The 24,651-nt window shown below is 47.1% G+C and carries 23 protein-coding genes; all 23 read left to right on the forward strand.

Annotated features, from left to right (window positions below; genetic code table 11):
- Nucleotides 1-1,068: a flagellar biosynthesis protein FlhF gene (locus DVG79_RS03740; RefSeq protein ID WP_114595510.1), complete on the forward strand. Its 1,068-nt coding sequence runs from the start codon at nt 1-3 to the stop codon at nt 1,066-1,068.
- The gene (locus DVG79_RS03745; RefSeq protein ID WP_114595511.1) at nt 1,065-1,919 is read left to right on the forward strand and encodes a MinD/ParA family protein; all 855 of its coding nucleotides are present in this window, start codon (nt 1,065-1,067) and stop codon (nt 1,917-1,919) included. The genes DVG79_RS03740 and DVG79_RS03745 overlap by 4 nt, the downstream gene beginning before the upstream one ends.
- Before the next feature lie 21 nt (nt 1,920-1,940).
- Nucleotides 1,941-3,929 carry a chemotaxis protein CheA gene (locus DVG79_RS03750; RefSeq protein ID WP_114595512.1) on the forward strand — a complete coding sequence of 663 codons (1,989 nt, stop codon included), beginning with the start codon at nt 1,941-1,943 and terminating at the stop codon, nt 3,927-3,929.
- Between the two features lie 11 nt (nt 3,930-3,940).
- A complete protein-coding gene (locus DVG79_RS03755) occupies nt 3,941-4,369 on the forward strand; it encodes a chemotaxis protein CheW (protein WP_114595513.1) in 429 nt (142 codons plus the stop codon).
- Entirely contained in the window at nt 4,362-4,970 is a 609-nt protein-coding gene (locus tag DVG79_RS03760) for a chemotaxis protein CheC (RefSeq protein WP_114595514.1), read from the forward strand. The genes DVG79_RS03755 and DVG79_RS03760 overlap by 8 nt, the downstream gene beginning before the upstream one ends.
- Nucleotides 4,963-5,445 (forward strand): chemotaxis protein CheD, encoded by a 483-nt coding sequence (locus DVG79_RS03765; RefSeq protein WP_114595515.1) that lies wholly within the window; start codon nt 4,963-4,965, stop codon nt 5,443-5,445. The genes DVG79_RS03760 and DVG79_RS03765 overlap by 8 nt, the downstream gene beginning before the upstream one ends.
- A gap of 13 nt (nt 5,446-5,458) precedes the next feature.
- Complete coding sequence (locus tag DVG79_RS03770) at nt 5,459-6,232, forward strand: FliA/WhiG family RNA polymerase sigma factor (RefSeq protein ID WP_114595516.1); 774 nt, start codon at nt 5,459-5,461, stop codon at nt 6,230-6,232.
- Nucleotides 6,233-6,243: 11 nt separating this feature from the next.
- Nucleotides 6,244-6,699, forward strand: a complete 456-nt coding sequence (locus tag DVG79_RS03775) for a hypothetical protein (RefSeq protein ID WP_147269811.1) — start codon at nt 6,244-6,246, stop codon at nt 6,697-6,699.
- A 129-nt stretch (nt 6,700-6,828) separates the two neighbouring features.
- Nucleotides 6,829-7,563, forward strand: a complete 735-nt coding sequence (rpsB, locus tag DVG79_RS03780) for a 30S ribosomal protein S2 (RefSeq protein WP_012370721.1) — start codon at nt 6,829-6,831, stop codon at nt 7,561-7,563.
- Between the two features lie 82 nt (nt 7,564-7,645).
- Complete coding sequence (gene tsf / locus DVG79_RS03785) at nt 7,646-8,527, forward strand: translation elongation factor Ts (protein ID WP_114595518.1); 882 nt, start codon at nt 7,646-7,648, stop codon at nt 8,525-8,527.
- A gap of 110 nt (nt 8,528-8,637) precedes the next feature.
- Nucleotides 8,638-9,357 (forward strand): UMP kinase, encoded by a 720-nt coding sequence (pyrH, locus tag DVG79_RS03790; protein WP_026828033.1) that lies wholly within the window; start codon nt 8,638-8,640, stop codon nt 9,355-9,357.
- 1 nt (nt 9,358) lies between these two features.
- Nucleotides 9,359-9,916, forward strand: coding sequence for a ribosome recycling factor (gene frr, locus DVG79_RS03795; RefSeq protein ID WP_114595519.1), 558 nt, complete (start codon nt 9,359-9,361; stop codon nt 9,914-9,916).
- An 83-nt stretch (nt 9,917-9,999) separates the two neighbouring features.
- Nucleotides 10,000-10,737, forward strand: a complete 738-nt coding sequence (locus DVG79_RS03800; protein ID WP_114595520.1) for an undecaprenyl pyrophosphate synthase — start codon at nt 10,000-10,002, stop codon at nt 10,735-10,737.
- A gap of 19 nt (nt 10,738-10,756) precedes the next feature.
- Nucleotides 10,757-11,557, forward strand: a complete 801-nt coding sequence (locus DVG79_RS03805) for a phosphatidate cytidylyltransferase (protein ID WP_114595521.1) — start codon at nt 10,757-10,759, stop codon at nt 11,555-11,557.
- A gap of 12 nt (nt 11,558-11,569) precedes the next feature.
- Complete coding sequence (locus tag DVG79_RS03810) at nt 11,570-12,724, forward strand: 1-deoxy-D-xylulose-5-phosphate reductoisomerase (RefSeq protein WP_114595522.1); 1,155 nt, start codon at nt 11,570-11,572, stop codon at nt 12,722-12,724.
- A gap of 13 nt (nt 12,725-12,737) precedes the next feature.
- Nucleotides 12,738-13,979: an RIP metalloprotease RseP gene (rseP, locus tag DVG79_RS03815; protein ID WP_114595523.1), complete on the forward strand. Its 1,242-nt coding sequence runs from the start codon at nt 12,738-12,740 to the stop codon at nt 13,977-13,979.
- 29 nt (nt 13,980-14,008) lie between these two features.
- Nucleotides 14,009-15,709, forward strand: a complete 1,701-nt coding sequence (locus DVG79_RS03820; protein WP_114595524.1) for a proline--tRNA ligase — start codon at nt 14,009-14,011, stop codon at nt 15,707-15,709.
- Nucleotides 15,710-15,833: 124 nt separating this feature from the next.
- Nucleotides 15,834-20,129, forward strand: a complete 4,296-nt coding sequence (locus tag DVG79_RS03825) for a PolC-type DNA polymerase III (protein ID WP_199505840.1) — start codon at nt 15,834-15,836, stop codon at nt 20,127-20,129.
- A 129-nt stretch (nt 20,130-20,258) separates the two neighbouring features.
- Nucleotides 20,259-20,726, forward strand: a complete 468-nt coding sequence (rimP, locus tag DVG79_RS03830) for a ribosome maturation factor RimP (protein ID WP_114595525.1) — start codon at nt 20,259-20,261, stop codon at nt 20,724-20,726.
- A 16-nt stretch (nt 20,727-20,742) separates the two neighbouring features.
- Entirely contained in the window at nt 20,743-21,870 is a 1,128-nt protein-coding gene (gene nusA, locus DVG79_RS03835; RefSeq protein WP_026828042.1) for a transcription termination factor NusA, read from the forward strand.
- 3 nt (nt 21,871-21,873) lie between these two features.
- Nucleotides 21,874-22,143, forward strand: a complete 270-nt coding sequence (rnpM, locus tag DVG79_RS03840; RefSeq protein ID WP_012370709.1) for an RNase P modulator RnpM — start codon at nt 21,874-21,876, stop codon at nt 22,141-22,143.
- Nucleotides 22,136-22,438: a YlxQ family RNA-binding protein gene (locus tag DVG79_RS03845; protein WP_012370708.1), complete on the forward strand. Its 303-nt coding sequence runs from the start codon at nt 22,136-22,138 to the stop codon at nt 22,436-22,438. The genes rnpM and DVG79_RS03845 overlap by 8 nt, the downstream gene beginning before the upstream one ends.
- 15 nt (nt 22,439-22,453) lie before the next feature.
- A complete protein-coding gene (gene infB / locus DVG79_RS03850) occupies nt 22,454-24,622 on the forward strand; it encodes a translation initiation factor IF-2 (protein ID WP_026828043.1) in 2,169 nt (722 codons plus the stop codon).
- Nucleotides 24,623-24,651 lie beyond the last annotated feature (29 nt).

Genomic DNA, 24,651 nt, shown 5'->3' on the forward strand with positions numbered 1-24,651 from the left:
ATGATGGTAAAACGAATTATCGCAAATTCTGTCAGCGAAGCGATGGAACTGGTTAAACAAGACTTAGGAAATGATGCCATCATTTTGAACACACGACAGATCAAAGTGGGCGGTTTGTTCGGCTTATTTGCACAAAAAAAAGTGGAGCTCGTCGCCTCAGTCGAAGAACATCCGATCGAAAAAATAATACAGCCTGTAAAACAGGTTACGGCTGAGCTGCAACCAACTAAATCAGTCGTTCAAAGTCATCCGTCAATGATCGAGCCGCTTAGTCCGAAGATTGTCTCGTTCGCTTCACGGCGGTTGCCGGAAGCGCTGAGCTCATACGAAGTTTTGCTTGCTGAACCTGCCCTGCAACATGAAGCGGAGGCACTCTATGATTTATTGGTGTCCACTTACTACAAGACCAATGATGTGAGACAGGTCGAACAAGCCTTCATCGCGACTGTGACTGCTCCTATTCAAGTCACGACGGCAACTTCCCGTTTCATCATGGTGACCGGACCGACGGGAGTCGGAAAAACGACGACGCTTGCTAAACTGGCTGCTTATTACCGCCTTACGAAACAACAAACCGTTGGATTGATTACGACGGATACATATCGGATTTCAGCCATCGAACAATTGCGGACTTATGCCGACATCATCGATATTCCGTTACGCGTCGCCTATGATTTACAAGAATTCGAACAAGCGAAAGTCGACTTATCCGACTGTGACGTCATCCTGGTCGACACGGCGGGAAGAAATTTTCTTGACGCGGGTTATGTCGAACAGTTAAAAAAGCGGCATGATTTTTCAGAGACGGATGTATTTCTTGTACTCAGCTTAACGTCGAAGTACCGCGATTTAGAACAGATTCAACAACGGTTCGATCAAGTCCCGTTGTCCGGATTCATTTTTACCAAAGCCGATGAGACAACAGATTTGTGGTCGATTTACGGACTGACGAAAAAGACACAGTTGCCTGTGTTTTGTCTGACGACAGGACAAGAAGTACCTGAAGACATCATCTGGCCGACAAGTGCAGAAGTTTCCCGAATGATTGTAGAAAGAGGGTTAAGATGATGCCAGAAGATCAGGCACGAGCGTTAAGATCAAAAGTTTCTGTACGGCAGACCAAAACCATTGCAATCGTCAGTGGTAAAGGCGGGGTCGGAAAAACGAATGTCGCGGTGAATCTCGGTGTCGCGCTATCGTTGCAAGCCAAAAAAGTATTAATCATTGATTTGGACATCGGCATGGCGAATGTCGGTGTGCTGCTCGGAAAATCGTCTAGAGTTTCATTGATGGATTGTGTCAAGGAACGGTCACCCTTGACCCAAGCCGTCGTCGAAGCGACGCCGGAGCTGCATTTCATTCATGGCGGAAGCGGATTCACAGAATTAATGGATCTGACGGATCACGATGTCGAATTCATGATGAGCGAGTTTCGGTTTTTCTATGAATATGATTTCGTCTTACTCGATCTGGGTGCCGGAGCAACACATCAGACTTTTGATTTCATCAGCAGTGCGGATGAAGCATGGCTGGTCGTGACGCCTGAACCGACGTCAATCATGGACGGATACGCTTTCGTCAAACTTGCGCATCACCACGCACATGAACTTCCTGTCGCAGTCATCGTCAATCGGGCAACGAACGGCCAAGAAGCGCTTGAAACATTTGACCGTCTACAACAGGTCAGTCAGAACTTTTTGGAAAAATCGTTGCGCTTCGTCGGTTTTTTGCCGGATGATCCGACTGTCATGAAGGCAGTCAAAGCCCAACGACCATTTTATGTATTTGATCGGACGAGTGATGTCAGTTGGCGACTTGATCATATTACGACATCGCTGACGGGGCTTCAGGTCCAGGAACAGAAATTTTTAGACCGGTTACTGAATCGTTTGAAAAAACGGCATAACCGTGTCCGCTAACCATAAAGGAGGATACGTTCCATGGATTTAAATGAATATTTAGGATTGTTTCTTGATGAATCGATTGAACATTTACAAGCCATTAATTCGAGTTTGCTGATTTTTGAACAACGGCTCGACGATGAAGCCGTCATCGATCAAATTTTCCGATCCGCTCATACGTTAAAAGGGATGGCCGGAACGATGGGGTATGATGCCATTGCCGATTTAACACATGAAATGGAAAGTGCACTTGATTTAGTCCGTTCGAAGACACAACCTGCCACACCCGAATTGATTGATGTATTATTTGTCGCAGCTGAACAGCTGGAAACGATGGTCGAGGACATCAGTCAAGGTGGTACCGGGAAGCTGGATGTGGCAACAACCGTCGTTCGTTTGAAACAGTTTATCAATATGGATTCGGAACCAAGTCAGGATACGGACAAACCTGCAGCAACAGTCATGAAAAACTTTGAGTGTGATGTCTATTCCGAGTCGGTTGTCCGTCAATCGATGGCTTCCGGTTATCAAGCCTATGTCATTACGGTGGAGTTATCGGCGGATGTCATTTTGAAGGCGGCCCGGGTGTATATGGTATTTGACCGCTTGCAAAACCTTGGGGATGTCATCTTGTCGAATCCGACTTCGGATGAACTGGAACAAGAACAATTCGAGACCCGTTTTGATGTCTTGTTCGTGACGATGAAATCTGCTGACGACATTCAAAGTGAAGTCAAAGCCGTTTCGGAAGTCGCTCAAGTGTTGATACAGCCATTCGAAGTGCCGGTCGAACCAGCAGCAGCGGCGACGTTGCTCGAGCCGGTTGAAACGCCGGTCATCAATCCGGCGACGGATACTTCGAACGAGACACAAACACCGGTTGCGGCAAAAACGATTCGTGTCAACCTCGAGCGGATTGATCGATTGATGAATCTGTTTGAAGAATTCATCATTGACCGTGGACGTCTCGAACGGATTGCGGCGGAAGCCGGTTCTTCTGATTTGACGGAGACGGTTGAACGGATTAAACGCGGAACAAATGAACTGCAGTCACTTGTCCTGACATTACGGATGATGCCGATTGAACAAGTCTTCAATCGTTTCCCGCGGATGGTACGTTCGGTATCGAAAGATGTCGGTAAAAACATCAAGCTCCACATTACAGGAGCGGAAACAGAACTCGACCGGACGGTCATTGATGAAATTGGGGATCCGCTCGTCCACTTGATCCGAAATGCAGTCGATCATGGAATTGAAAGCAAAGCTGACCGGATTTTAGCCGGAAAAGCAGTCGAAGGAAATCTGTCACTCCGGGCTTACCATTCCGGAAACCGTGTGTTCATCGAGATTGAAGATGACGGCGCAGGCATTAATCAGGAACGGGTGACGAAAATTGCCCTTGAAAAAGGATTGTTGACGGAAGAAGAGGCAGCGTTGTTGACACCGGAAGAAGTATCGATGTTATTGTTTGCGCCTGGATTCTCGACGGCAGAAACCGTCACCGACTTATCAGGCCGTGGTGTCGGGCTGGACGTCGTTAAATCGAAAATTGAATCGCTCGGTGGAGAAGTCTTCGTCGAGACGAAACGCGGAGAAGGAACGATTTTCAGAATCAGTTTACCGCTGACGTTATCGATTATTTCTGCGATGCTCGTCAAATTGGGAGAAGAAACATATGCGATCCCGTTGACAGCCATCCTTGAAACGACATCGCTGAAGCAGGACGCCATTTTACAAGCCCACCGGGAAAAGGTATTCGATTTCCGTGGCCAGCTTGTTCCATTGATTTCATTAAATCAAGTATACGGATTACCGCATGCGGAAGCAGACGCCTATTCTGTCGTCGTCGTCCGAAGCGGCGAGAAATTAGCAGGGTTGATAGTCTCAGAACTGATAGGACAACAGGAAATAGTCATGAAACCGCTAGGCAGTTATCTTGAGGGGATTCGTGCGATTTCAGGTGCGACGATTCTGGGTGACGGACAAGTTGCGTTAATCATTGACAGCAATGCACTGTTACGAAAGTGAGGGAATGAAGAATGGAACAAAAATGGGTCGTCTTTCAATTAGAAGAAAATGCATATGGAATTGATGTGCAATCGGTTCGTTCAATCGAACGTGTCATTCCGATCACACGTATCCCAAATGCCGCATCTTATGTCAAAGGTGTCATCAACTTACGCGGAGTCGTTACACCCGTGATTGATTTGCGGACACGTTTAGGATTTGAGTCCGTCGAGGAAACAGAAGAAACACGGATCATCATCGCAACACTGGAACATGGAGATGCAGGATTCATCGTGGATTGTGCAAATGAAGTCGTTGAAGCAGCAGATGTCCGGATTGAACCGCTGGCAGATTCAAAACAAGACGAGACCAACTATTTAACGGCCATCGCTAAAGGGGAAGATCAACTGTTCTCTTTACTCGAGCCAAACCGTTTATTTGAAGAGATTATCCATGCTTAATCGAATGGAACAGGATGTCTTTCGAGAAATTGGTAATATCGGGGCAGCACATGCGGCAACCGCTTTATCCACGTTGCTGGGGCAACCGGTTGAAATCGAAGTCCCTTCAGCGGACTTGGAAGGGTTCTCGACCATCATTGAGCGGGTCGGAGGTGCTGAAGCTTACACAGCAGGAGCACTCCTTCGATTTTCTGGGGATATTAAAGCATCCTTATTATTTTTAATGCCACTCAAGGATGCTGAGAAACTCGTTTCTCAGTTATTGCAACAGCCATTTCAATTTTTTTCGGAGCACCATGCACTTGGTGTTTCAGCATGGGAAGAGATCGGGAATATTTTGATCGGCGCTTATGCCCGCTCGATTTCCGATTGGCTGGATTTATCCGTCCATGTCACGGTCCCGGCCTCTGCTTTTGATATGGTGGGAGCAATTTTGGAAGTTGCCTTACTTGAGTCAACAAAATTTGGTAACATGGCAGTATACATCGATACACGTTTATCCAGTTCAGGTAATGATTTGAATGGTCATTTATTGTTACTACCTGAAGAAGGTGCCTTTGATTCGGTCTTTCAACGATTGGGTGTGGATATTGATGGATGAAGTCGTTCGGATTGGAATTGCAGAATATGCAGTCAGCCAAAAACCGATCATTCTTCGGACGGCTGGTTTAGGTTCTTGTGTCGGTGTCATCATCTACGACCAAGAGCGTGGGCTGTCGAGTATGGCACACGTGATGTTACCGGACTCGTCAATCAGTCGGAATATCGCACTGGAAATCGGAAAGTTCGCCGATACAGCAGTCGTCGAGTTGGCACGTCGTCTTCGTCATAGTGGAGCAATTCGTCTCCGGGCAAAAATTGCCGGTGGTGCACAAATGTTTCAATTTAAATATGAACACGAATCGATGCGAATCGGTGAACGAAATATTGCGGCGGTAAAATTGGCTTTACGAAAAGCGAACGTCCCACTCGTTGCGGAAGACGTTGGTGGAACAAATGGTCGAACGATCGAGTTCCATTCTCAGACTGGTCGGTTAGTCATCCGGACAGTCAACGTCGGAACGCTGGAAATTTAGAGGAGGAATGGTCATGCGTGAGGAATTACAACAACTTTGGAATCAATGGCTATCGACGCGTGATGTAGCGGTAGCTGACCAGTTACTGCTAAATTATGAACCTCTTGTGCACTACCACGTTCAGCGTCTCAGCGCGACACTTCCGAAGAGTGTCGATCGTGATGAATTAAAAAGTCTTGGGATGATGGGATTGTATGATGCGCTTCAAAAATTCGATCAAAATCACAACAATAAATTTGATACGTATGCAGCATTCCGTATTCGCGGCGCCATTTTGGATGGCTTACGGAAAATTGACTGGTTACCCCGGTCGTTACGCGAAAAATCAAAGCGGGTCGAAGCCGCTGTCGAGATTTTAGAACAAAGTCTTCAACGGACCCCGACGATTGATGAGGTTTCATCGATTGTTGATATGAATCCGGAAGAAGTCAAGACGGCACTGGCTGAGAGCTATTTTGCGAATATTCTATCGATCGATGAAGCCGTGACACTTCAAGACGAAGGAAAAGCGATGGCCGTTTCCTATCTGGATCCGGATGCAGCAACACCTGAGGATACGCTTTTGATGCGGGAACTGATTTCGAAATTGGCGGAAGAAGTGGAGCAATTATCCGAGAAGGAACAATACGTCGTATCCCTCTTTTACTTTGAAGAACTGACATTGACGGAAATCGGGGAAGTCCTTGGTTTATCTACTTCACGAATTTCACAGATTCACTCGAAAGCGCTCCGAAAACTGAAACAAGCGTTAGGGAGTGCTTATCTTTCTGACCGCGTCGCGATGTGAAAGGACATACCATGACACTTTTTTATATTTTGCTAGCAGCACTCATTTGTTACGGTCTTTTGTTATTGTTTAAGCAACAAGCCCTTTTGAAGGACCGCGTCACACACCTTGAACGACAGAAGCAGGAAACGGAAGAAATTCTGTTACAATTCATGCAACAGGTGAATGAGCTGACGGAAGGGGAGGTAATATCCCGCCCGTCGACTCCGGTCGGACAAGAATGGAAAGGCGAGATCATTGTAGCTGAAGAATCAGAGCGATCCGATTATCCGTCTGCACCGGTAAACGTACCTGGAAATGAGGACAAACCGGACGACCGGGTAGAAGAACCGCCTCTATTGGATGTTAAAGATCAACTCGAAAAAGGTGCTGATTTAGATCAATTGGCCCGTTCATTGAACCGGGGAGCCGGAGAAGTGGCCTTGATTGCTAAACTTTCTCAGAAAACGAAGGTTGCCCGGCGTTAAACTTTATGCTATATTAGTCTACGGTGTTAATTACGCACGCATGTATCGCCGGCTGCGGTGCCTTTAATAGGTTAGCTGGAACAACGATCATCGCGGAGGACATCCAAAACCCAAAAGGAGGAATTCATCATGGCAGTAATCTCGATGAAACAATTGTTAGAAGCTGGTGTACACTTTGGTCACCAAACACGCCGTTGGAACCCGAAAATGGCAAAATACATCTTCACAGAACGTAACGGAATCTACATCATTGACCTACAAAAAACGGTTAAAAAAGTAGACGAAGCTTACAACTTCATCCGTGAAGTAGCGTCTGAAGGCGGAAACGTTCTTTTCGTTGGTACGAAAAAACAAGCTCAAGACACTGTGAAAGAAGAAGCGATCCGTGCTGGTCAATACTTCATCAACGAACGTTGGTTAGGTGGAACACTCACGAACTTCTCTACAATCAAAAAACGTATCAACCGTTTAAAACAACTCGAAAAAATGGAAGAGAACGGTACATTCGAAGTTCTTCCTAAAAAAGAAGTCATCATTCTTAAAAAAGAAATGACTCGTCTTGAGAAATTCCTCGGCGGTATCAAAGATATGCCAGGCGTTCCAGATGCACTCTTCATCGTTGACCCACGCAAAGAGCGTATCGCGATTGCAGAAGCACACAAACTCAACATCCCAATCGTTGCGATCGTTGACACAAACTGTGATCCGGACGAAATCGACTACGTCATCCCAGCAAACGACGATGCGATCCGTGCAGTCAAATTGCTTACTGGTAAAATGGCTGACGCAATCCTCGAAGTTAAACAAGGCGAAGATAACGTAGCACCTGAAACTACTGAAGAAGTAGTAGCAGACGCTGAGTAATTCGTGATGCCAGGTGATAAAGGGAATTGACCTTTTATCACCTTTTTTTTGAAAATAAGGACGTTATAAGGAGGAATATCGAATGGCTATTACAGCAGCTATGGTAAAAGAACTTCGTGAAAAAACTGGTGCAGGGATGCTTGACTGCAAAAAAGCACTCGTCGAAGCAGATGGGGACATGAACGCAGCAATCGACTTCTTGCGTGAAAAAGGAATCGCTAAAGCAGCAGCTAAAGGCGACCGGATTGCAGCAGAAGGTTTGACAGCTGTTGCAGTTAACGGCAACAAAGCAGCACTTGTTGAAATCAACTCGGAAACTGACTTCGTTGCGAAAAACGAACGTTTCCAATCACTCGTTCAAAACATTGCAGACGCAGTACTCCGCAATGGTTCTGAAACGGCTGAAGCAGCACTTGCTTCTGAATACGAAGCAGGAAAAACAATCGACACATACATCTCAGAAGAAGCATCAACAATCGGAGAGAAAATCTCACTCCGTCGTGTAGCGCTCTTCGCTAAAGAAGACAACGCAGCATTCGGTTCTTACCTCCACATGGGTGGTCGTATCGGTTCTGTCGTCGTCGTCGAAGGCACAACAGACGAAACTGTTGCAAAAGATATCGCAATGCACATTGCTGCAGCGCGTCCACTTTACGTCGACCGTTCTTCTGTCACAGAAGAAGAAAAAGCACGTGAAGAAAAAGTTCTTACAGAGCAAGCACTCAACGAAGGCAAACCTGCTAACATCGTTGAGAAAATGATTGCTGGTCGTATGAACAAATTCTACGAAGAAATCTGCCTCGTTGACCAAACATTCGTCAAAGATCCAGACTTCAAAGTTGGTAAATATGTAGAATCTAAAGGCGGGAAAATCGTTTCATTCGTACGCTTCGAAGTTGGAGAAGGTATGGAGAAACGTGAAGAAAACTTCGCTGAAGAAGTAATGAACCAACTTAAAAAATAAGAATCAGGATTTCCTGATGACAAGAGAAGGAACACGTATGCTTCAATCCACTTTCGTGTGGAAGTGGGTCGTGTTCCTTTTTTACGGAATTTAGCAAGGGGGACATAGTCATGCAACCGAAATATAACCGGATTGTGTTAAAATTGAGCGGAGAAGCGCTCGCAGGAGATCAAGGGTTCGGAATTCATCCTGGGATTGTCAATTCGATTTCGAATCAAATTAAAGAACTAGTCGAATTGAACGTAGAAGTCGCAGTCGTCGTAGGTGCAGGAAACATTTGGCGCGGTAAGACGGGAGCGGAGCTTGGGATGGACCGGGCAAATGCCGATTATATGGGAATGCTTGCGACCGTCATGAACTCGCTCGCTTTACAAGATAGCCTGGAATCCGTTGGTGTCGAAACACGTGTTCAGACGTCGATTGAAATGCGACAAGTCGCTGAACCATACATCCGCCGCCGGGCAATGCGTCATCTTGAAAAAGGACGGGTTGTCATCTTTGCAGCCGGAACAGGAAATCCGTACTTCTCAACAGATACGACAGCGGCGCTTCGGGCAGCTGAAATCGAGGCGGAAGTCATCTTAATGGCGAAAAACAACGTCGATGGCGTCTACTCGGCTGATCCAAATGTTGATCCAGATGCGAAGAAATTTGAGACATTATCTTACTTGGATGTTCTTAAAGACGGTCTTCAAGTCATGGATTCAACGGCAACATCACTTTGTATGGACAATGACATCCCGCTCATCGTCTTCTCGTTGATGGAAGAAGGAAACATTAAACGAGTCGTCATCGGTGATGAAATCGGGACACTTGTAAGGGGGAAATAACATGTCACAAGCAATTATGAAACAAGCAGAAGAACGGATGGAGAAAGCACATCTGTCATTGAAAAAAGAACTTGCGACGTTACGTGCAGGACGTGCAAACGTATCAATCCTTGATCCGGTTCAAGTGGACTACTATGGTTCACCGACACCACTCAATCAAGTCGCAAACGTCAACACGCCGGAAGCGCGTTTGATTTTGATTACACCGTGGGATAAATCGATGGTGACAGAAATCGAAAAAGCGATTCAACGTGCAGATTTAGGGCTTGCTCCTTCTTCGGACGGGACAGTGATTCGTTTGGCAATTCCGCCGCTGACAGAAGATCGTCGGAAAGAACTCGTGAAACTTGTCAAAAAGTACACGGAAGAAGGAAAAGTCGCTCTTCGGAACATTCGTCGTGATACGAACGAACAACTGAAAAAACAAGAAAAAGACGGCGTGTTGACTGAAGATGACCTCCGCGGTTACACAGAAGACGTTCAAACATTAACGGACAAATTCGTTAAAGTACTTGATCAAACGGCGACGGATAAAGAACAAGAAATTATGGAAGTATGACATGTAATATTGTCAGGTTGGGGACTCTTTGTCACACGAAGAGTCCCTTTCTTCTTAAACTAAACGAGGGGAGGAAGAAGTAAATGTTTCAATGGTTAAATCAGACTAAAGAAGTAATTGAACAACAAGTTCCTGAACACATTGCGATTATTATGGATGGAAACGGACGTTGGGCAAAAAAACGAGGCCTTCCCCGTATCATGGGGCATCGTGAAGGGATGAAATCCGTCCGGGAAGTTGTTCGGACGGCAAATGAATTAGGTGTAAAAAGTTTGACGTTATATGCTTTTTCAACCGAAAATTGGACGCGTCCTGAAGAAGAAGTCAGTTTCCTGATGAAACTGCCGGCCCAATTTCTAGAGTCGGATCTGAAAGATTTGAATGAACGGAACGTCAAAGTCGAAGTGGCGGGAGAAGTTTCGCGTCTGCCGATTTATACACGGGAAGCCGTTCAGCAAGCCAAAACGGATACAGCAGACAATACAGGACTTCGATTGATTTTTGCCCTCAATTACGGAGGACGGGATGAAATCGTTCAAGTCATGCAAAAAATTGCTGAAAAAGTACAGGCCGGTGTATTGCGGCCTGACATGATTACGAATGAAGTCATTGAACAAGAGTTAATGACAGGTTCGATGACAGATGTCGATCTCGTCATTCGTACGAGTGGGGAACAACGACTTTCCAACTTTTTATTATGGCAAGCTGCCTATGCCGAGTTTTACTTTACGGATGTCTTATGGCCCGAGTTCCGGCGTGACCAGTTCTTAGCGGCGATTGAAGACTATAATCAACGGACGCGTCGTTTTGGCGGAGTCTGACTAAACGAGGACATATCTTATGAAAACACGAATTATTACAGGAATATGGGCAGGTGCCATCTTTTTAGTATTACTTTATCTAGGAGGACTCCCATTCCTTGCTTTTATGGCAATTTTGACGATCATCGGCTATACCGAACTGATTAAAATGCGACAATTGTCGTTCAAGTCAATTCCGGTCCTGTTGTTTGGAGCGGGAACCTTACTTCCGTTCATCGGATTGTATGAACAGGCTAGCGAACAGTCGCTTTCACTCGGATTGTCTCCGATTGGATGGGGCATGTTAATTGTCTTGATCGGTTTATTTTGGACAGTGTTCTCCAAAAATGTCTTCACCTTCGACGATGTGGCATTTTTGCTGTTGACTGCAGTCTATGTCGGAGTAGGATTCGCATCGTTTACGTACATTCGTCTGCTTGAAAACGGCCTGACGTTTTCCTTACTGATCATCTTGTTGATCTGGTTTACGGATTCGGGTGCGTACTTCGTTGGGAAAAGTCTCGGGAAAACAAAATTGTGGCCGGCCATCAGCCCCAATAAAACAGTTGAAGGAGCACTCGGTGGTGTCGTTCTTGCGATCATACTCGGAGTGGTGTTTGAACTGATTCATCCGACAGTCGGTCTCGGAACCGTCGTATTGTTGGCACTGATCGTTGCCGTTGTCGGTCAATTAGGCGATTTAGTCCAGTCAGCGTATAAACGTCATTACGGTGTAAAGGATTCCGGAGCATTATTACCCGGACACGGTGGGATTCTTGACCGGTTCGACAGTATGATCATTGTCTTTACCGTTCTGATTGTACTCGGTATATTCGGATAAGGAGGAAAAAAGATGAAACAGGTTAGTATCATTGGGGGAACTGGGTCGATTGGGACCCAAACGTTAGATGTCATCGCAGCAAATCCGGACCGTTTCCAACTGGTCAGCTTTGCGTTCGGGAAAAACATCGAGGTTGCCTTACCCTGGCTGAATCGTTTACGTCCGGAGCTGGTAGCTGTCTTAGACGAGACGGTAAAAGAACAACTCGAAGCAGTTCTTGATTACGCGCCAACAGTGCTCGTCGGTGAAGAAGGATTGATTGCTGTCGCAACGGCAGAACAAGCGGATATCGTCATTACAGCCGTCGTCGGTGCCGTCGGGCTTCGTCCTACGCTTGCCGCCATTGAAGCGGGAAAAGCGATCGGATTGGCAAACAAAGAAACACTGGTGACAGCCGGACACCTCGTCATGAAAAAAGCACGTGAAAAAGGTGTCGCGATTCTTCCGGTCGATAGTGAACATGCCGCGATTTTCCAATGTCTGAATGGCGAACGGCGTCAGGACGTCCGACAAATCATCTTAACCGCATCCGGCGGCAGTTTCCGAGATCAAACACGGGAACAGTTGGCAAACGTAACGGTGGAGCAGGCGCTAAACCATCCGAACTGGTCGATGGGAGCCAAAATTACGATTGATTCGGCGACGATGATGAATAAAGGATTTGAAGTCATCGAAGCGCACTGGTTGTTTGATGTCACGTACGATGAAATCGATGTCGTTCTTCACCGGGAATCCATCATCCACTCGATGGTCGAATTCAATGACGGTGCGGTTATGGCGCAACTCGGGATGCCGGATATGCGTGAACCGATTCAATATGCCCTTACATATCCGTCCCGCCTTGAAATCAAAGGGGGAGAACGGTTAAACTTAAAACAAATCGGACGCCTGAATTTTGCGGAAGCTTCATTTGAACGTTATCCCCTGCTTCGTCTTGCGTTTGAAGCAGGACGTGCCGGTGGATCGATGCCTTCCGTGCTCAATGCTGCGAACGAACAAGCTGTCGACCGTTTTTTAAAAGGGGAAATCAGCTTTTTAGAAATTGAAGCGAGCGTCGAGGCGGCTCTTCAAGCACATGAAAACATCGAAGATCCGTCTTTGGACCAGATTTTAGAGTCGGATCGTTGGGCCCGTGCGTTTGTTGCGTCCCTCTCACTCACTAACTAAGGATGGGATAACAATGACGACCTTTATATCAATCGTTTTGATGTTCGGTGTACTTGTTGCCGTGCATGAATGGGGTCATCTCGTCATGGCAAAACGGGCAGGAATCCTCTGTCGCGAATTCGCCATCGGATTTGGTCCGAAAATTTTTTCTTTTTTCAAAAATGAGACGTTGTACACGGTCCGCCTGTTACCAATCGGCGGATATGTCAAAATGGCCGGGGAAGAACCGGAATTCGTTGAAGTCAAACCGGGGCAAACCATCGGGTTGGGGCTTCGTGACGGTGTCATTGAGACGATGTATCTGGATGCTTCCCGTCCGGAGGCGGATCAAGTCGTAACCGTCGAAAAAATTGATTTGTTGAACAAGTTAGAAGTCATCGCCTTACAAGATGAAGTATCGACACGTTACCCTGTCTCGAAGACGGCGTTTCTTGTTGAAGGACAAACCAAAACTCAAATCGCGCCATACGATCGAACGTTCGGATCGAAATCCGTTTTCAAACGTGTTCTAGCCATTGCGGCAGGTCCGGCCATGAACTTTGTCCTCGCGTTTGTTATCTTGTTCGGTTTAGCATTGTATAATGGTTCACCGACCGGAGAAAGTGTCATTGGTACTGTCCAAAAAGGATCTCCGGCCGACAAGGCAGGTCTTGTCGAAGGAGACCGGATCGTTTCCGTCAATGGAACAGAGACGGATAAATGGACGGATTTACGGGCCGGGTTCCAAGATCAGGCCGGAAAAAAGACAACCGTCGTCTACGAACGAGATGGTCAGGAACAAACGACGTCCATCACACCGAAGGTCCAACAGCAAGGTGATCAAAAAGTCGGAATCATTGGTGTGACGAATGAGACAGAAAAATCATTTGGAACAGCTTTACAGACAGGGGTTTCCGAAACATGGCGGATGTCGACCTTGATCGTCGGAGCGGTCGGAGATCTCGTAACGGGTGTCGTCGGTGTCGATCAATTATCCGGTCCGGTTGGAATCGTCAAAATGACGGATCAAGTTGCCGACAGCGGATTTTCGATGTTGCTGACATGGACTGCATTGCTTTCAGTCAACTTAGCAGTGTTCAACTTATTACCACTACCGGCTTTAGACGGTGGCCGATTATTGTTCCTGTTTTTAGAGGCGTTACGCGGGAAACCGGTCGATCCGCAAAAAGAAGGCCTGGTCCATTTTGTTGGATTTGCACTGTTGATGCTCTTGATGTTGGTCGTCACATGGAACGATATCCAGAAGTTCTTTTAAATTATTAGTCAAAGGGGTTCACGACTCACATGAAACAATCCAAATTATTTATGCCAACTTTACGTGAAGTACCATCCGATGCAGAAGCCATCAGTCATCAGCTTTTGTTACGGGCAGGGTTCATGCGTCAAAATGCAGCCGGAATCTATTCATATCTTCCACTGGCGAAACGTGTCCTGTCGAAAATTGAGACAATCATTCGTCAAGAAATGGAGGGAGCTGGTGCGCAGGAATTGTTGATGCCAGCTATTCAACCGGCAGAACTATGGGAAGAAACCGGACGCTGGGATATTTACGGTCCGGAACTGATGCGTTTGACTGACCGTCACGATCGGCGGTTTGCGCTTGGTGCGACACATGAAGAGTTGATTACGTCCATCGTCCGTGATGAGCTGAACTCCTATAAAAAATTACCGGTCAATTTGTTCCAGATTCAAATGAAGTACCGGGATGAGCGCCGTCCACGGTTCGGATTACTCCGTGGACGTGAATTCATCATGAAAGATGCCTATTCATTCCATTCGTCGCAAGAGAGTTTGGAAGAAGAGTATCAAAACATGTTTAATGCTTATTCAAAAATCTTCACACGTGTCGGACTCGAGTTCCGTCCGGTCGTCGCGGATTCCGGTGCGATTGGCGGTAGCGGAACACATGAATTCCATGCCTTGGCTGCCATCGGCGAAGATACGATCGTGTATTCTGATCAGTCGGATTATGCGGCGAACCTGGAGATGGCCGAATCGGTCGATCAGTACACGAAACAAGATAAAGCATCAGAAGCGTTGGAAGAAGTTCACACAGGTGACGCCAAAACAATTGAAGCTGTCAGTGCAGTACTTGGATTACCGGAACAGGAGTCAATCAAAACGGTTGTCTTCAAAACGGAACAAGGTCTTGTCATGGCGCTCGTCCGTGGTGATCATGAAGTCAATGACATTAAACTGAAGAATTATCTCGGTGCTCTCGATATCATGATGGCAACGGATGAAGAAATCGAACAGGCGCTCCATTCGACACCGGGAACACTCGGACCGATCGGAGCCGACATGAAGGTTGTTGCGGATTACGCTGTTCGAGCATTAACAAATTCTGTTTGCGGCGCGAACAAGCCGGAAACGCATTACGTGCATGTCGATCCAAGCCGCGACTTTGAAGCAGAATACACAGATTTACGATTCGTTGAAGAAGGTGACCTCTCACCGGACGGACAAGGACACGTCAAGTTCGCTCGGGGAATCGAAGTCGGACAAGTCTTTAAACTCGGGACACGTTATTCAGAAGGCATGAATGCTACGTTCCTTGATGAAGGCGGGAAAGCCCAACCGTTGATCATGGGTTGTTACGGGATTGGTGTCTCGCGGACGATGTCTGCTGTCGTTGAGCAACATTACGATGAGCGCGGTATCATCTGGCCAAAAGCCATTGCCCCATTTGATGTTCATCTGATTGCCGTCAACGGTAAAAATGCAGAACAAATGCAAGTGGCGGAAACGGTCTACCGTGACCTGACAGCCGCCGGATTCTCAGTTCTCTTTGACGATCGGAAAGAACGTGCCGGAGTCAAATTCGCCGACGCAGACTTGATTGGACTGCCAGTAAGAATCAATGTAGGTAAAAAAGCACCGGACGGTATCGTGGAACTGAAAGCACGACGCGGTGGAGAAGCAGAAGAAATTCAACAAGCAGATCTTCTTGAAGCTGTTCGTTCGCTTTACGAAGGTTTACAATAAGTAATGGGAACGGTCACTTTTCGTAAAGTGACTGTTTTCTTGTCTCACACCCATTCGCCCCTTGGGCAATCTGCAAGAGGAGGAGGAGTGGCTGTCATGGTGTGAAGCAACAACGACAGCACAAATGCGAGTGGACACACAACAACGCATGTCGCTCTTGATGAGCGATTTAGAATTACCGACCGGCATCGTCGAAGAATTTTTTACAGATGCTTCACTTGAAAAATTACGGGTCCAAAAAGCAACTGCGACATGGACTTTCCATATCCGACTGGCTCAGGTCTTACCTCAAAACGTTTATCAGATGTTTTACAGTCGACTGAAAAGCCGTTACCAACAGTTTGCGGAGGTCAAATTACTGCTTGAATCCGAGCAACGTCCCGACGCCAAACTGTTTATTGATTATTGGCCGTATATCGTCGAGGATTTAGCTGATGCCTCGTCTGCGATGCGGAGTCATTTAAGCCGTGTTTTGCCGGAATACCGGGACAATAAGCTGTTTATTCCGGTTCGCAGTGAACCGGAAGCCGGGTTCCTGAAAAACGATCTTTGCGGTGAAATGCAATTATTGTACGGGGCATACGGATTTCCGAAATTTGTATGTGAACCGGTCGTCCAGATGGATCAAACCGAGCAGGAAGAATTACGGAACCAGGTCAAACAGGAAGATATTGATGAAGCCAAACGAATGCTTGAACTTCAATTCAAACGGGAACAATCCCGTGACGATGACGAAGGCCCGATTGATATCCGGATTGGAAAACCGATTCAAGACGAAGTGGTACCGATTAAGACAATTCAAGATGAGGAACGCCGGATTGCGATCCGGGGACTTGTTTTTGCGGCAGAAAGCCGGGAACTCCGCAGCGGAAAAACGATCTTTACCTTTAAACTGACCGACTATACGGATTCGTTGGTCGTCAAAATGTTTGCCCGTGACGAGACCGATGTCAAAATCCTGTCGGCTATCAAAAAAGGCATGTGGATTCAAGTAGCGGGCCGTGTCGAATTTGATACGTTCTTGCGTGACTTGTGTATGATGATCGCCCAATTGTCCGAAGTCAAAATGGAACTGCCGGCCGATCCATGGGCGGGTGAAAAACGTGTCGAGTTACATGCCCATTCCCAAATGAGTCAGATGGATGCTGTCATGAACGTGACGAAATATGTGGAGCGAGCAGCTGCCTGGGGGCACCCGGCAGTCGCCATCACTGATCACGCGGGGGCGCAAAGCTTCCCGGATGCGTATTATGCCGGAAAGAAAAACAACATCAAAGTGTTGTACGGGATTGAAGCGAACGTCGTCAACGACGGGGTCCAGGTCGCGTATCATCCGGTCGACCAGGACTTGGAAAAAGCAACGTTTGTCGTCTTTGACGTCGAGACCACCGGATTATCTGCGATGTATAACAAAATCATCGAGTTAGCCGCTGTTAAGATTTACGATGGGGACATCATCGACAAGTTCGAAGCGTTTGCTGATCCAAAACATCTCTTGTCAGCGACAACGATTGATTTAACGGGAATTACCGATGAGATGGTCCGCGGAAAACCGGATCCGGAACAAGTCGTTAAAGAATTTATGGACTGGGCGGGCGATTCGATTCTCGTTGCCCACAATGCTTCCTTTGATATCGGGTTCTTAAATGCCACATTACGATCCGGCAATCATGACGAATCGGCTTTACCCGTCATCGATACGCTCGAACTCGCCCGTGTCCTGATGCCGAGCCTTAAAAATCACCGTTTGAATACGCTCGCTAAACGATTTGATATTGAATTGACCCAGCATCACCGGGCAATCTACGATGCGGAAGCGACTGGCTATTTGATGCTTAAACTACTGCAAATGGCGGATGAGATGTTTAACATGAAAACTCACCTTTCGCTGAACCGGGAGATGGGGAAAGATATCTCCCGATCACGTCCGTATCATGCGACGGTCTATGCCAAAAACCGGACGGGTCTGAAAAACCTGTATCAATTGATTTCACTCGCGCATACAAAACACGTCCACCGGGTCGTCCGGACACCGCGTTCGCAACTCGTTGCACACCGGGACGGTTTGATCATCGGTTCGGCCTGTGACAACGGGGAAGTATTTGATGCCGCTCTCAATAAATCAGATGAAGATTTGGCGAAGGTCATGCGGTTTTACGACTTTATTGAGATACAGCCGCCTGCGATGTACGGCCATTTAATCGAACGGGAAATCGTTCAAAATGAATTGGAACTGCGGGATTTGATCAAAAAGGTCATCCGGGTTGCGGAAGAAAACGATATTTTGCCGGTCGCGACGGGCAATGTGCATTATCTGGATACACATGACGCCACCTATCGGGAAGTGTTGATTCGGACGCAGGGCGGTGCCAATATGCTGAATATGCGCAAACAATTGCCGCCGGCCCACTTCCGGACGACACAGGAAATGATGAGTGATTTTAAATTTTTAGGGCCGGAACTGTCGGAACGGCTTGTCATCACCAATAGCCAGGAAATTGCCGGCTGGTTTGAAAATATCGATATCATTCCGAAAGATTTGTTCACGCCTAAAATTGAAGGCGCGGATGAAGAGGTCCGGTCGTTGTCATATGACATGGCGCATCGTATTTACGGCGATGTCCTGCCGGAAATCGTCGAGGCTCGTCTGGAAAAAGAACTCAAATCGATCATCGGTCACGGATTTGCTGTCATTTATCTGATTTCGCACAAGCTCGTTAAAAAATCACTCGATGACGGATACCTCGTCGGGTCCCGGGGATCGGTCGGGTCGAGCCTTGTCGCGACGATGACGGAAATCACGGAAGTGAATCCCCTGCCACCGCATTACGTCTGTCCGAATTGTAAGGAGTCGGAATTCTTTGATGATGGATCGGTTGGTTCCGGATTCGACTTACCGGATAAAACGTGTAAGACGTGTGACGTGCCGTTAATCAAAGACGGGCACGATATTCCGTTTGAGACGTTCCTTGGATTCAAAGGGGATAAAGTACCGGATATTGATTTAAACTTCAGTGGAGAATACCAGCCGAAAGCCCACGCCTATACAAAAGTCTTGTTTGGTGACGACTATGTGTACCGAGCCGGGACGATTGGGACGATTGCCGAGAAAACGGCTTACGGCTACGTCAAAGGGTATCAATCTGAAAATGACCTCAATTACCGGAATGCTGAAGTCGACCGGCTTGTCAGCGGTGTGACCGGTGTCAAACGGACGACGGGTCAGCACCCGGGTGGGATCATCGTTGTTCCGGATTATATGGACATTTATGATATCAGTCCGATTCAATTCCCGGCGGATGACATGGGGTCCGAGTGGAAAACGACCCACTTTGATTTCCATTCGATCCACGATAACCTCTTGAAACTGGATATCCTCGGACATGATGATCCGACGATGATCCGGATGCTGCAAGATTTATCGGGACGCGATCCGAAAACGATTCCCGTCGATGATGCAGAGGTCATGAAGATTTTCAGTTCGACAGAATCGATTGGCGTGACACCGGAACAGATTGATTCGAAAACCGGGACGCTTGGGATTCCGGAGTTTGGGACAAAATTTGTCCGACAGATGCTTGAAGAAACAAAACCGACGACTTTTTCAGAGCTTGTCCAGATTTCCGGTCTGTCTCACGGCACGGATGTCTGGCTCGGTAATGCCAGTGAGCTGATCTATAACGGAACATGTGAACTGAAAGACGTCATCGGTTGCCGGGATGATATCATGGTCTATTTGATTTATGCGGGTCTTGAACCGTCACTTGCCTTTAAAATCATGGAATCGGTCCGTAAAGGGAAAGGTCTTTCGATTGAGATGGAAGAGGCGATGATTGAAAATCATGTACCGCTGTGGTACATCGATTCGTGTAAAAAAATCAAGTACATGTTCCCGAAAGCCCACGCCGCGGCCTATGTGTTGATGGCTGTCCGGATTGCTTATTACAAAGTCCATCATCCGATGTACTATTATGCCTCTTACTTCACGGTTCGTGCCGGTGATTTTGATATCGGGGCGATGAACAAAGGATCGGCAGCGATTCGCAAAGTATTGCAGGATATCAAAGATAAAGGATTTGAAGCAACGGCGAAAGACAAGGGACTGTACACCGTGCTTGAGATTGCGCTTGAAATGATTGAACGGGGCTTTACCTTCAGCAAAGTTGATTTGTATAAATCGAGTGCCTCCGAGTTTCTGATTGATGGAGATTCGCTATTGCCGCCGTTCGATGCTGTCACCGGTCTTGGAACGAATGCGGCGAAACAAATCGTCGAAGCCCGAAAAGGCGGTGAGTTCCTGTCGAAGGAAGATTTGCAAAAACGGGCGAAACTCTCGAAGTCGATTATCGAAACGCTGGATAATCTAGGTTGTCTGGAAGGTCTTCCGGATGAGAACCAACTCTCGTTATTTGACCTCTAAAGCCTTGCGGATGCTTGCTTAAGAAGGTGCATTATGCTATATTGAGTGAGGAAATGTTTTTTATACTACGACCTGGAAGGAGTAGGGGGACCTGCTCCTTTCTTGTTTGTTTTTTGAAGGAGGATGAAGATGACGAACGTAACTGAGAAGGTCGAACAACTCGCAAAACCGATCGTAGAACGAGAGGGGATGGAGCTTGTCGACGTCGAATTCGTCAAAGAGGGGGCGGATTGGTTCCTACGTGTCTCCATCGATAAAGAAGGTGGCGTTGACCTGGAAGACTGTGTCAACATCAATGAAAAGTTATCGGAAGCATTGAATCAAGATGATCCGATTGACGAACCCTACTATTTAGATGTTGCGAGTCCAGGTGCTGAACGACCACTCAAAAAAACCGAGGATTTCGAAAAGGCGATTGGCAAACATGTCTATATCAAGACGCATGATCCCGTCAAGGATGCGACAGAATTTGAAGGTACATTACTGACTTATTCTGAAGAAATGCTTGAACTCGAAGTCCGTGTGAAGACACGAAAATTGAAAATTGAAATACCGGTGAACAAGATCGCGATGGCGCGGCTTGCGGTAGTGTTCTAAGGAAAGGAAGAGAACGATGGGACCACAGTTACTTGAAGCAATCGAACAAATCGCTAAAGAAAAAGAGATTGATAAGAATATCATCATCGATGCGCTGGAACAGGCATTGATTTCCGCTTACCGCCGCAACTTCGGAAAAGAGTCGGAGGCAGTAAAAGTCGAATTTGACCAACAGACAGGAGATATCCGTGTCTTTGCCTTAAAAGAGGTTGTTGAACGTTTGACACAGCCGGAAGAACAGCTTTCACTCGAGGAAGCACACGAAATCGATCCAACGTATGAACTCGGTGATTTCCACAAAGTCGAAGTGACACCAGGTGATTTCGGACGTGTCGCAGCACAAACGGCGAAACAAATCGTCACACAAAAGATGCGTGAAGCAGAGCGGGAACGTATTTACAATCATTTCGCCGACCGGGAAGATGAAATCATGACCGGAATGGTTGAACGTCAGGATGCACGTAATCTGTACGTTAACCTCGAGGGGATTGAAGCCGTACTGACGACACACGAACAGATGCCGAATGAACGTTTCGGAATCCGGGAATACATCAAAGTATACGTGACGAAAGTCGATCCAATGGTCAAGGGGTCAGGCGCATCGATTCTTGTATCGCGGACACACCCGGGTTTATTAAAACGTCTGTTTGAAATCGAAGTACCTGAAATCGCCAGCGGCGAAGTTGAAGTGAAATCGGTAGCACGTGAAGCCGGCGACCGTTCGAAGATTGCCGTTGCTTCCGACGAGATTGATCCTGTCGGTGCATGTGTCGGTCAAAAAGGAGCGCGTGTCCAACGGATCGTTAACGAATTAAACGGAGAAAAGATTGATATCGTCCGTTATTCAGATGATCCGAAAGAGTATGTTGCCAACGCTCTGAGCCCGGCACAAGTCGTTGCCGTATATGTCAATGAGCCGGCAAAAGCGACAATCGTCGTCGTACCTGACTTCCAATTGTCACTTGCGATCGGGAAACGTGGTCAAAATGCCCGTTTAGCTGCCAAGTTAACAGGATGGAAAATTGACATCAAGAGTGAATCAGAAGCAGAATCGATGGAATTGAAAGATGTCTTCATGAAAGTCGAACCTGCGGCAGCAGAAGCAGTTGACGTGGAAACGGTCCAAGTCGAAGGCGAGGAATAATTCGTGCAAAAAAAGGTACCATTACGCAAATGTGTCATCACACAAGAAATGCGTCCTAAAAAAGAGTTGATTCGGGTCGTCCGGACACCTGACAGTGAGGTTGTCGTCGATCTTAATGGTAAAATGAATGGGCGAGGCGCCTATTTGACGAAAGATGCAACTGTCATTGCGACAGCCAAAAAGAAGCGCACACTCGATCATCATCTGAAAGTCAAAACAACAGATGCGTTATATGATCAATTGCTTGCGATCGCGGGAGGTACACATGAGTAAATGGGAATCGCTCCTTGGTCTCGCGAACCGAGCGCGGAAAGTGACGACTGGAGAAGAACTCGTACTAAAAGAAGTACGGGGAGGACAAGCCAAACTCGTCCTCTTAGCAGCAGATGCGGGGGCTGCCACGCGTAAGAAAGTGACGGATAAATGTACAAGTTATCGTGTTCCGTACATCGAAGTCGGAGATCGAAACATTCTTGGACATGCACTTGGGAAAGACGCGCGTGTTGTCGTGTCAGTCAACGAAGCCGGATTTGCGAAAAAGCTAACGGAACTCCTCTCGAACGATTAACTGGAGGTGGATCTTTTGGGTAAACGTGTATACGAATTCGCGAAAGAACAGAATGTAACGAGTAAGCAGGTCATCGCCCAGCTCGAAAAGCTGGAAAAACCCGTTAAGAATCATATGGCGGTTTTAGATGAACAGACAGTACAGCAACTCGACAAAGTATTTAATCCCGAGAAACATCGGGTCCAAAAAACGGAGGCTCCAAAACAAGTGAAATCAGACAATAAACCGAACAGACCAGGAACAACTAACAAACCAGCAGGGAACCAATCACGCAATACAAAAGGCGGACGTCCGGAATTCGGAAACCGCAATAACCGCGGTGGAAAACGCCGTCCACAGAAAAAAGTGGAACCACGTAAACTGGAAGTAGCAGATCCAAATTCAAAATCAAGTCAACGAAAAGCAGCACGTCGGGCGCAAGAAGAAGCAATGGCGAACGTCGTTCAATACGCAGACAACTTAACAGTCGGCGAATTGGCTGAAAAAATGGATAAAAAACCAAACGAACTGATCATGAAATTGATGGGAATGGGCGTTATGGCGACCATTAACCAGGACCTCGATGATGAGACGGTTGAATTGCTTGCATCTGACTTCGGATTTGAAGTCGAGAAAACAGTGAAAGTCGATGAAACAGACTTCGATGCATATGAACTGAATCTCGATAACTACGAATTGTCAGAACGTCCACCGGTCGTTACGATCATGGGTCACGTTGACCACGGTAAAACGACATTGCTTGACTCGATCCGGAACACAAAAGTCACAGCAGGCGAAGCCGGCGGGATTACGCAGCATATCGGTGCTTACCAAGTTGAAATCGAAGGAAAGAAAATCACATTCCTCGATACACCAGGTCACGCCGCGTTTACAACAATGCGTGCACGCGGGGCAGATGTCACGGATATCGCCATCATCGTTGTCGCAGCAGATGACGGCGTCATGCCGCAAACGGAAGAAGCGATCAGCCACGCAAAAGCAGCTGGTGTTCCGATCATCGTTGCTGTCAACAAAATGGATAAAGAAGGCGCTAATCCAGACCGCGTCAAACAAGAATTGACGGAATTCGAACTCGTAGCCGAGGACTGGGGCGGCGATACGATCTTCGTACCGGTTTCAGCACTTAAAGGAGACGGAATCGACGAGTTACTTGAGATGATTCTGCTTGTCTCGGAAGTACAAGAATACAAATCAACACCGGACATGCACGGACGCGGAACGGTCATCGAAGCGAAACTCGATAAAGGACGCGGGCCTGTCGCAACATTGCTTGTCCAACACGGAACACTTCGTGTCGGTGATCCAATCGTCGTCGGTCATACGTTTGGCCGGATCCGGGCAATGGTCAACGATATCGGTCGTCGTGTCAAAGAGGTTGGTCCATCGACACCAATCGAAATCACAGGCTTAAACGATGTACCAAAAGCCGGAGATCAATTCTTTGCGTTTGAAGATGAGAAAAAAGCCCGTCAAATCGGGGAAGCGCGTTACCAACGTGAAATCGAGGCACAACGCCGTGATTCAGCGAAAGTCAGCTTGGAAGATCTCTTCGACCGGATTAAAGAAGGCGAAGTCAAAGACCTTAACATCATCATCAAAGGTGACGTTCAAGGTTCTGTCGAAGCCCTCGCCGGTTCACTTAAGAAAATTGACGTCGAAGGTGCGAAAATCAACATCGTCCACTCAGGTGTTGGTGCGATCACAGAAGGTGACGTCATCTTGGCTTCAGCAGCTAACGCCATCATCATCGGCTTTAACGTCCGTCCAGATGGTAACGCGAAATCGATGGCAGACCAAGAGAAGGTTGAGATTCGTCTCCACAAAATCATCTACAATGCGATTGAAGAAATCGAGCAGGCGATGAAAGGTCTTCTTGATCCGGAATTCGTTGAGAAAATTATCGGTCAAGCTGAAGTTCGTGACGTCATCAAAGTCTCGAAAGTCGGAACGATTGCCGGTGGTTATGTCACAGAAGGTAAATTGACACGTGCTGCAGGTGTCCGTGTTGTTCGTGACAGCATCGTTATTTATGAAGGAAAACTCGATACGTTGCGCCGCTTCAAAGACGATGTCAAAGAAGTAGCAGCCGGTTACGAGTGTGGAATCAAGATCGAACGTTACGACGACATCAAAGTAGACGATGTCATCGAAGCATTCATCATGGAAGAAGTAAAACGCAAGTAACAGAACGGATCAGAATCCGAACTGGAGGG

Source organism: Exiguobacterium sp. RIT594, assembly GCF_003339585.1.
In the GTDB taxonomy this organism is placed as follows: domain Bacteria; phylum Bacillota; class Bacilli; order Exiguobacteriales; family Exiguobacteriaceae; genus Exiguobacterium_A.

Coding starts and splice junctions, on each gene's coding strand:
- DVG79_RS03775 (WP_147269811.1), top strand. CDS start 6,244: ATGACACTTTTTTATATTTTGCTAGCAGCACTCATTTGTTACGGTCTT.
- DVG79_RS03800 (WP_114595520.1), top strand. CDS start 10,000: ATGTTTCAATGGTTAAATCAGACTAAAGAAGTAATTGAACAACAAGTT.
- rpsB (WP_012370721.1), top strand. CDS start 6,829: ATGGCAGTAATCTCGATGAAACAATTGTTAGAAGCTGGTGTACACTTT.
- DVG79_RS03810 (WP_114595522.1), top strand. CDS start 11,570: ATGAAACAGGTTAGTATCATTGGGGGAACTGGGTCGATTGGGACCCAA.
- nusA (WP_026828042.1), top strand. CDS start 20,743: ATGGGACCACAGTTACTTGAAGCAATCGAACAAATCGCTAAAGAAAAA.
- DVG79_RS03745 (WP_114595511.1), top strand. CDS start 1,065: ATGATGCCAGAAGATCAGGCACGAGCGTTAAGATCAAAAGTTTCTGTA.
- DVG79_RS03755 (WP_114595513.1), top strand. CDS start 3,941: ATGGAACAAAAATGGGTCGTCTTTCAATTAGAAGAAAATGCATATGGA.
- tsf (WP_114595518.1), top strand. CDS start 7,646: ATGGCTATTACAGCAGCTATGGTAAAAGAACTTCGTGAAAAAACTGGT.
- DVG79_RS03805 (WP_114595521.1), top strand. CDS start 10,757: ATGAAAACACGAATTATTACAGGAATATGGGCAGGTGCCATCTTTTTA.
- rimP (WP_114595525.1), top strand. CDS start 20,259: ATGACGAACGTAACTGAGAAGGTCGAACAACTCGCAAAACCGATCGTA.
- DVG79_RS03760 (WP_114595514.1), top strand. CDS start 4,362: ATGCTTAATCGAATGGAACAGGATGTCTTTCGAGAAATTGGTAATATC.
- frr (WP_114595519.1), top strand. CDS start 9,359: ATGTCACAAGCAATTATGAAACAAGCAGAAGAACGGATGGAGAAAGCA.
- rseP (WP_114595523.1), top strand. CDS start 12,738: ATGACGACCTTTATATCAATCGTTTTGATGTTCGGTGTACTTGTTGCC.
- DVG79_RS03765 (WP_114595515.1), top strand. CDS start 4,963: ATGGATGAAGTCGTTCGGATTGGAATTGCAGAATATGCAGTCAGCCAA.
- DVG79_RS03750 (WP_114595512.1), top strand. CDS start 1,941: ATGGATTTAAATGAATATTTAGGATTGTTTCTTGATGAATCGATTGAA.
- DVG79_RS03820 (WP_114595524.1), top strand. CDS start 14,009: ATGAAACAATCCAAATTATTTATGCCAACTTTACGTGAAGTACCATCC.
- DVG79_RS03845 (WP_012370708.1), top strand. CDS start 22,136: ATGAGTAAATGGGAATCGCTCCTTGGTCTCGCGAACCGAGCGCGGAAA.
- DVG79_RS03740 (WP_114595510.1), top strand. CDS start 1: ATGATGGTAAAACGAATTATCGCAAATTCTGTCAGCGAAGCGATGGAA.
- DVG79_RS03770 (WP_114595516.1), top strand. CDS start 5,459: ATGCGTGAGGAATTACAACAACTTTGGAATCAATGGCTATCGACGCGT.
- DVG79_RS03825 (WP_199505840.1), top strand. CDS start 15,834: ATGCGAGTGGACACACAACAACGCATGTCGCTCTTGATGAGCGATTTA.
- pyrH (WP_026828033.1), top strand. CDS start 8,638: ATGCAACCGAAATATAACCGGATTGTGTTAAAATTGAGCGGAGAAGCG.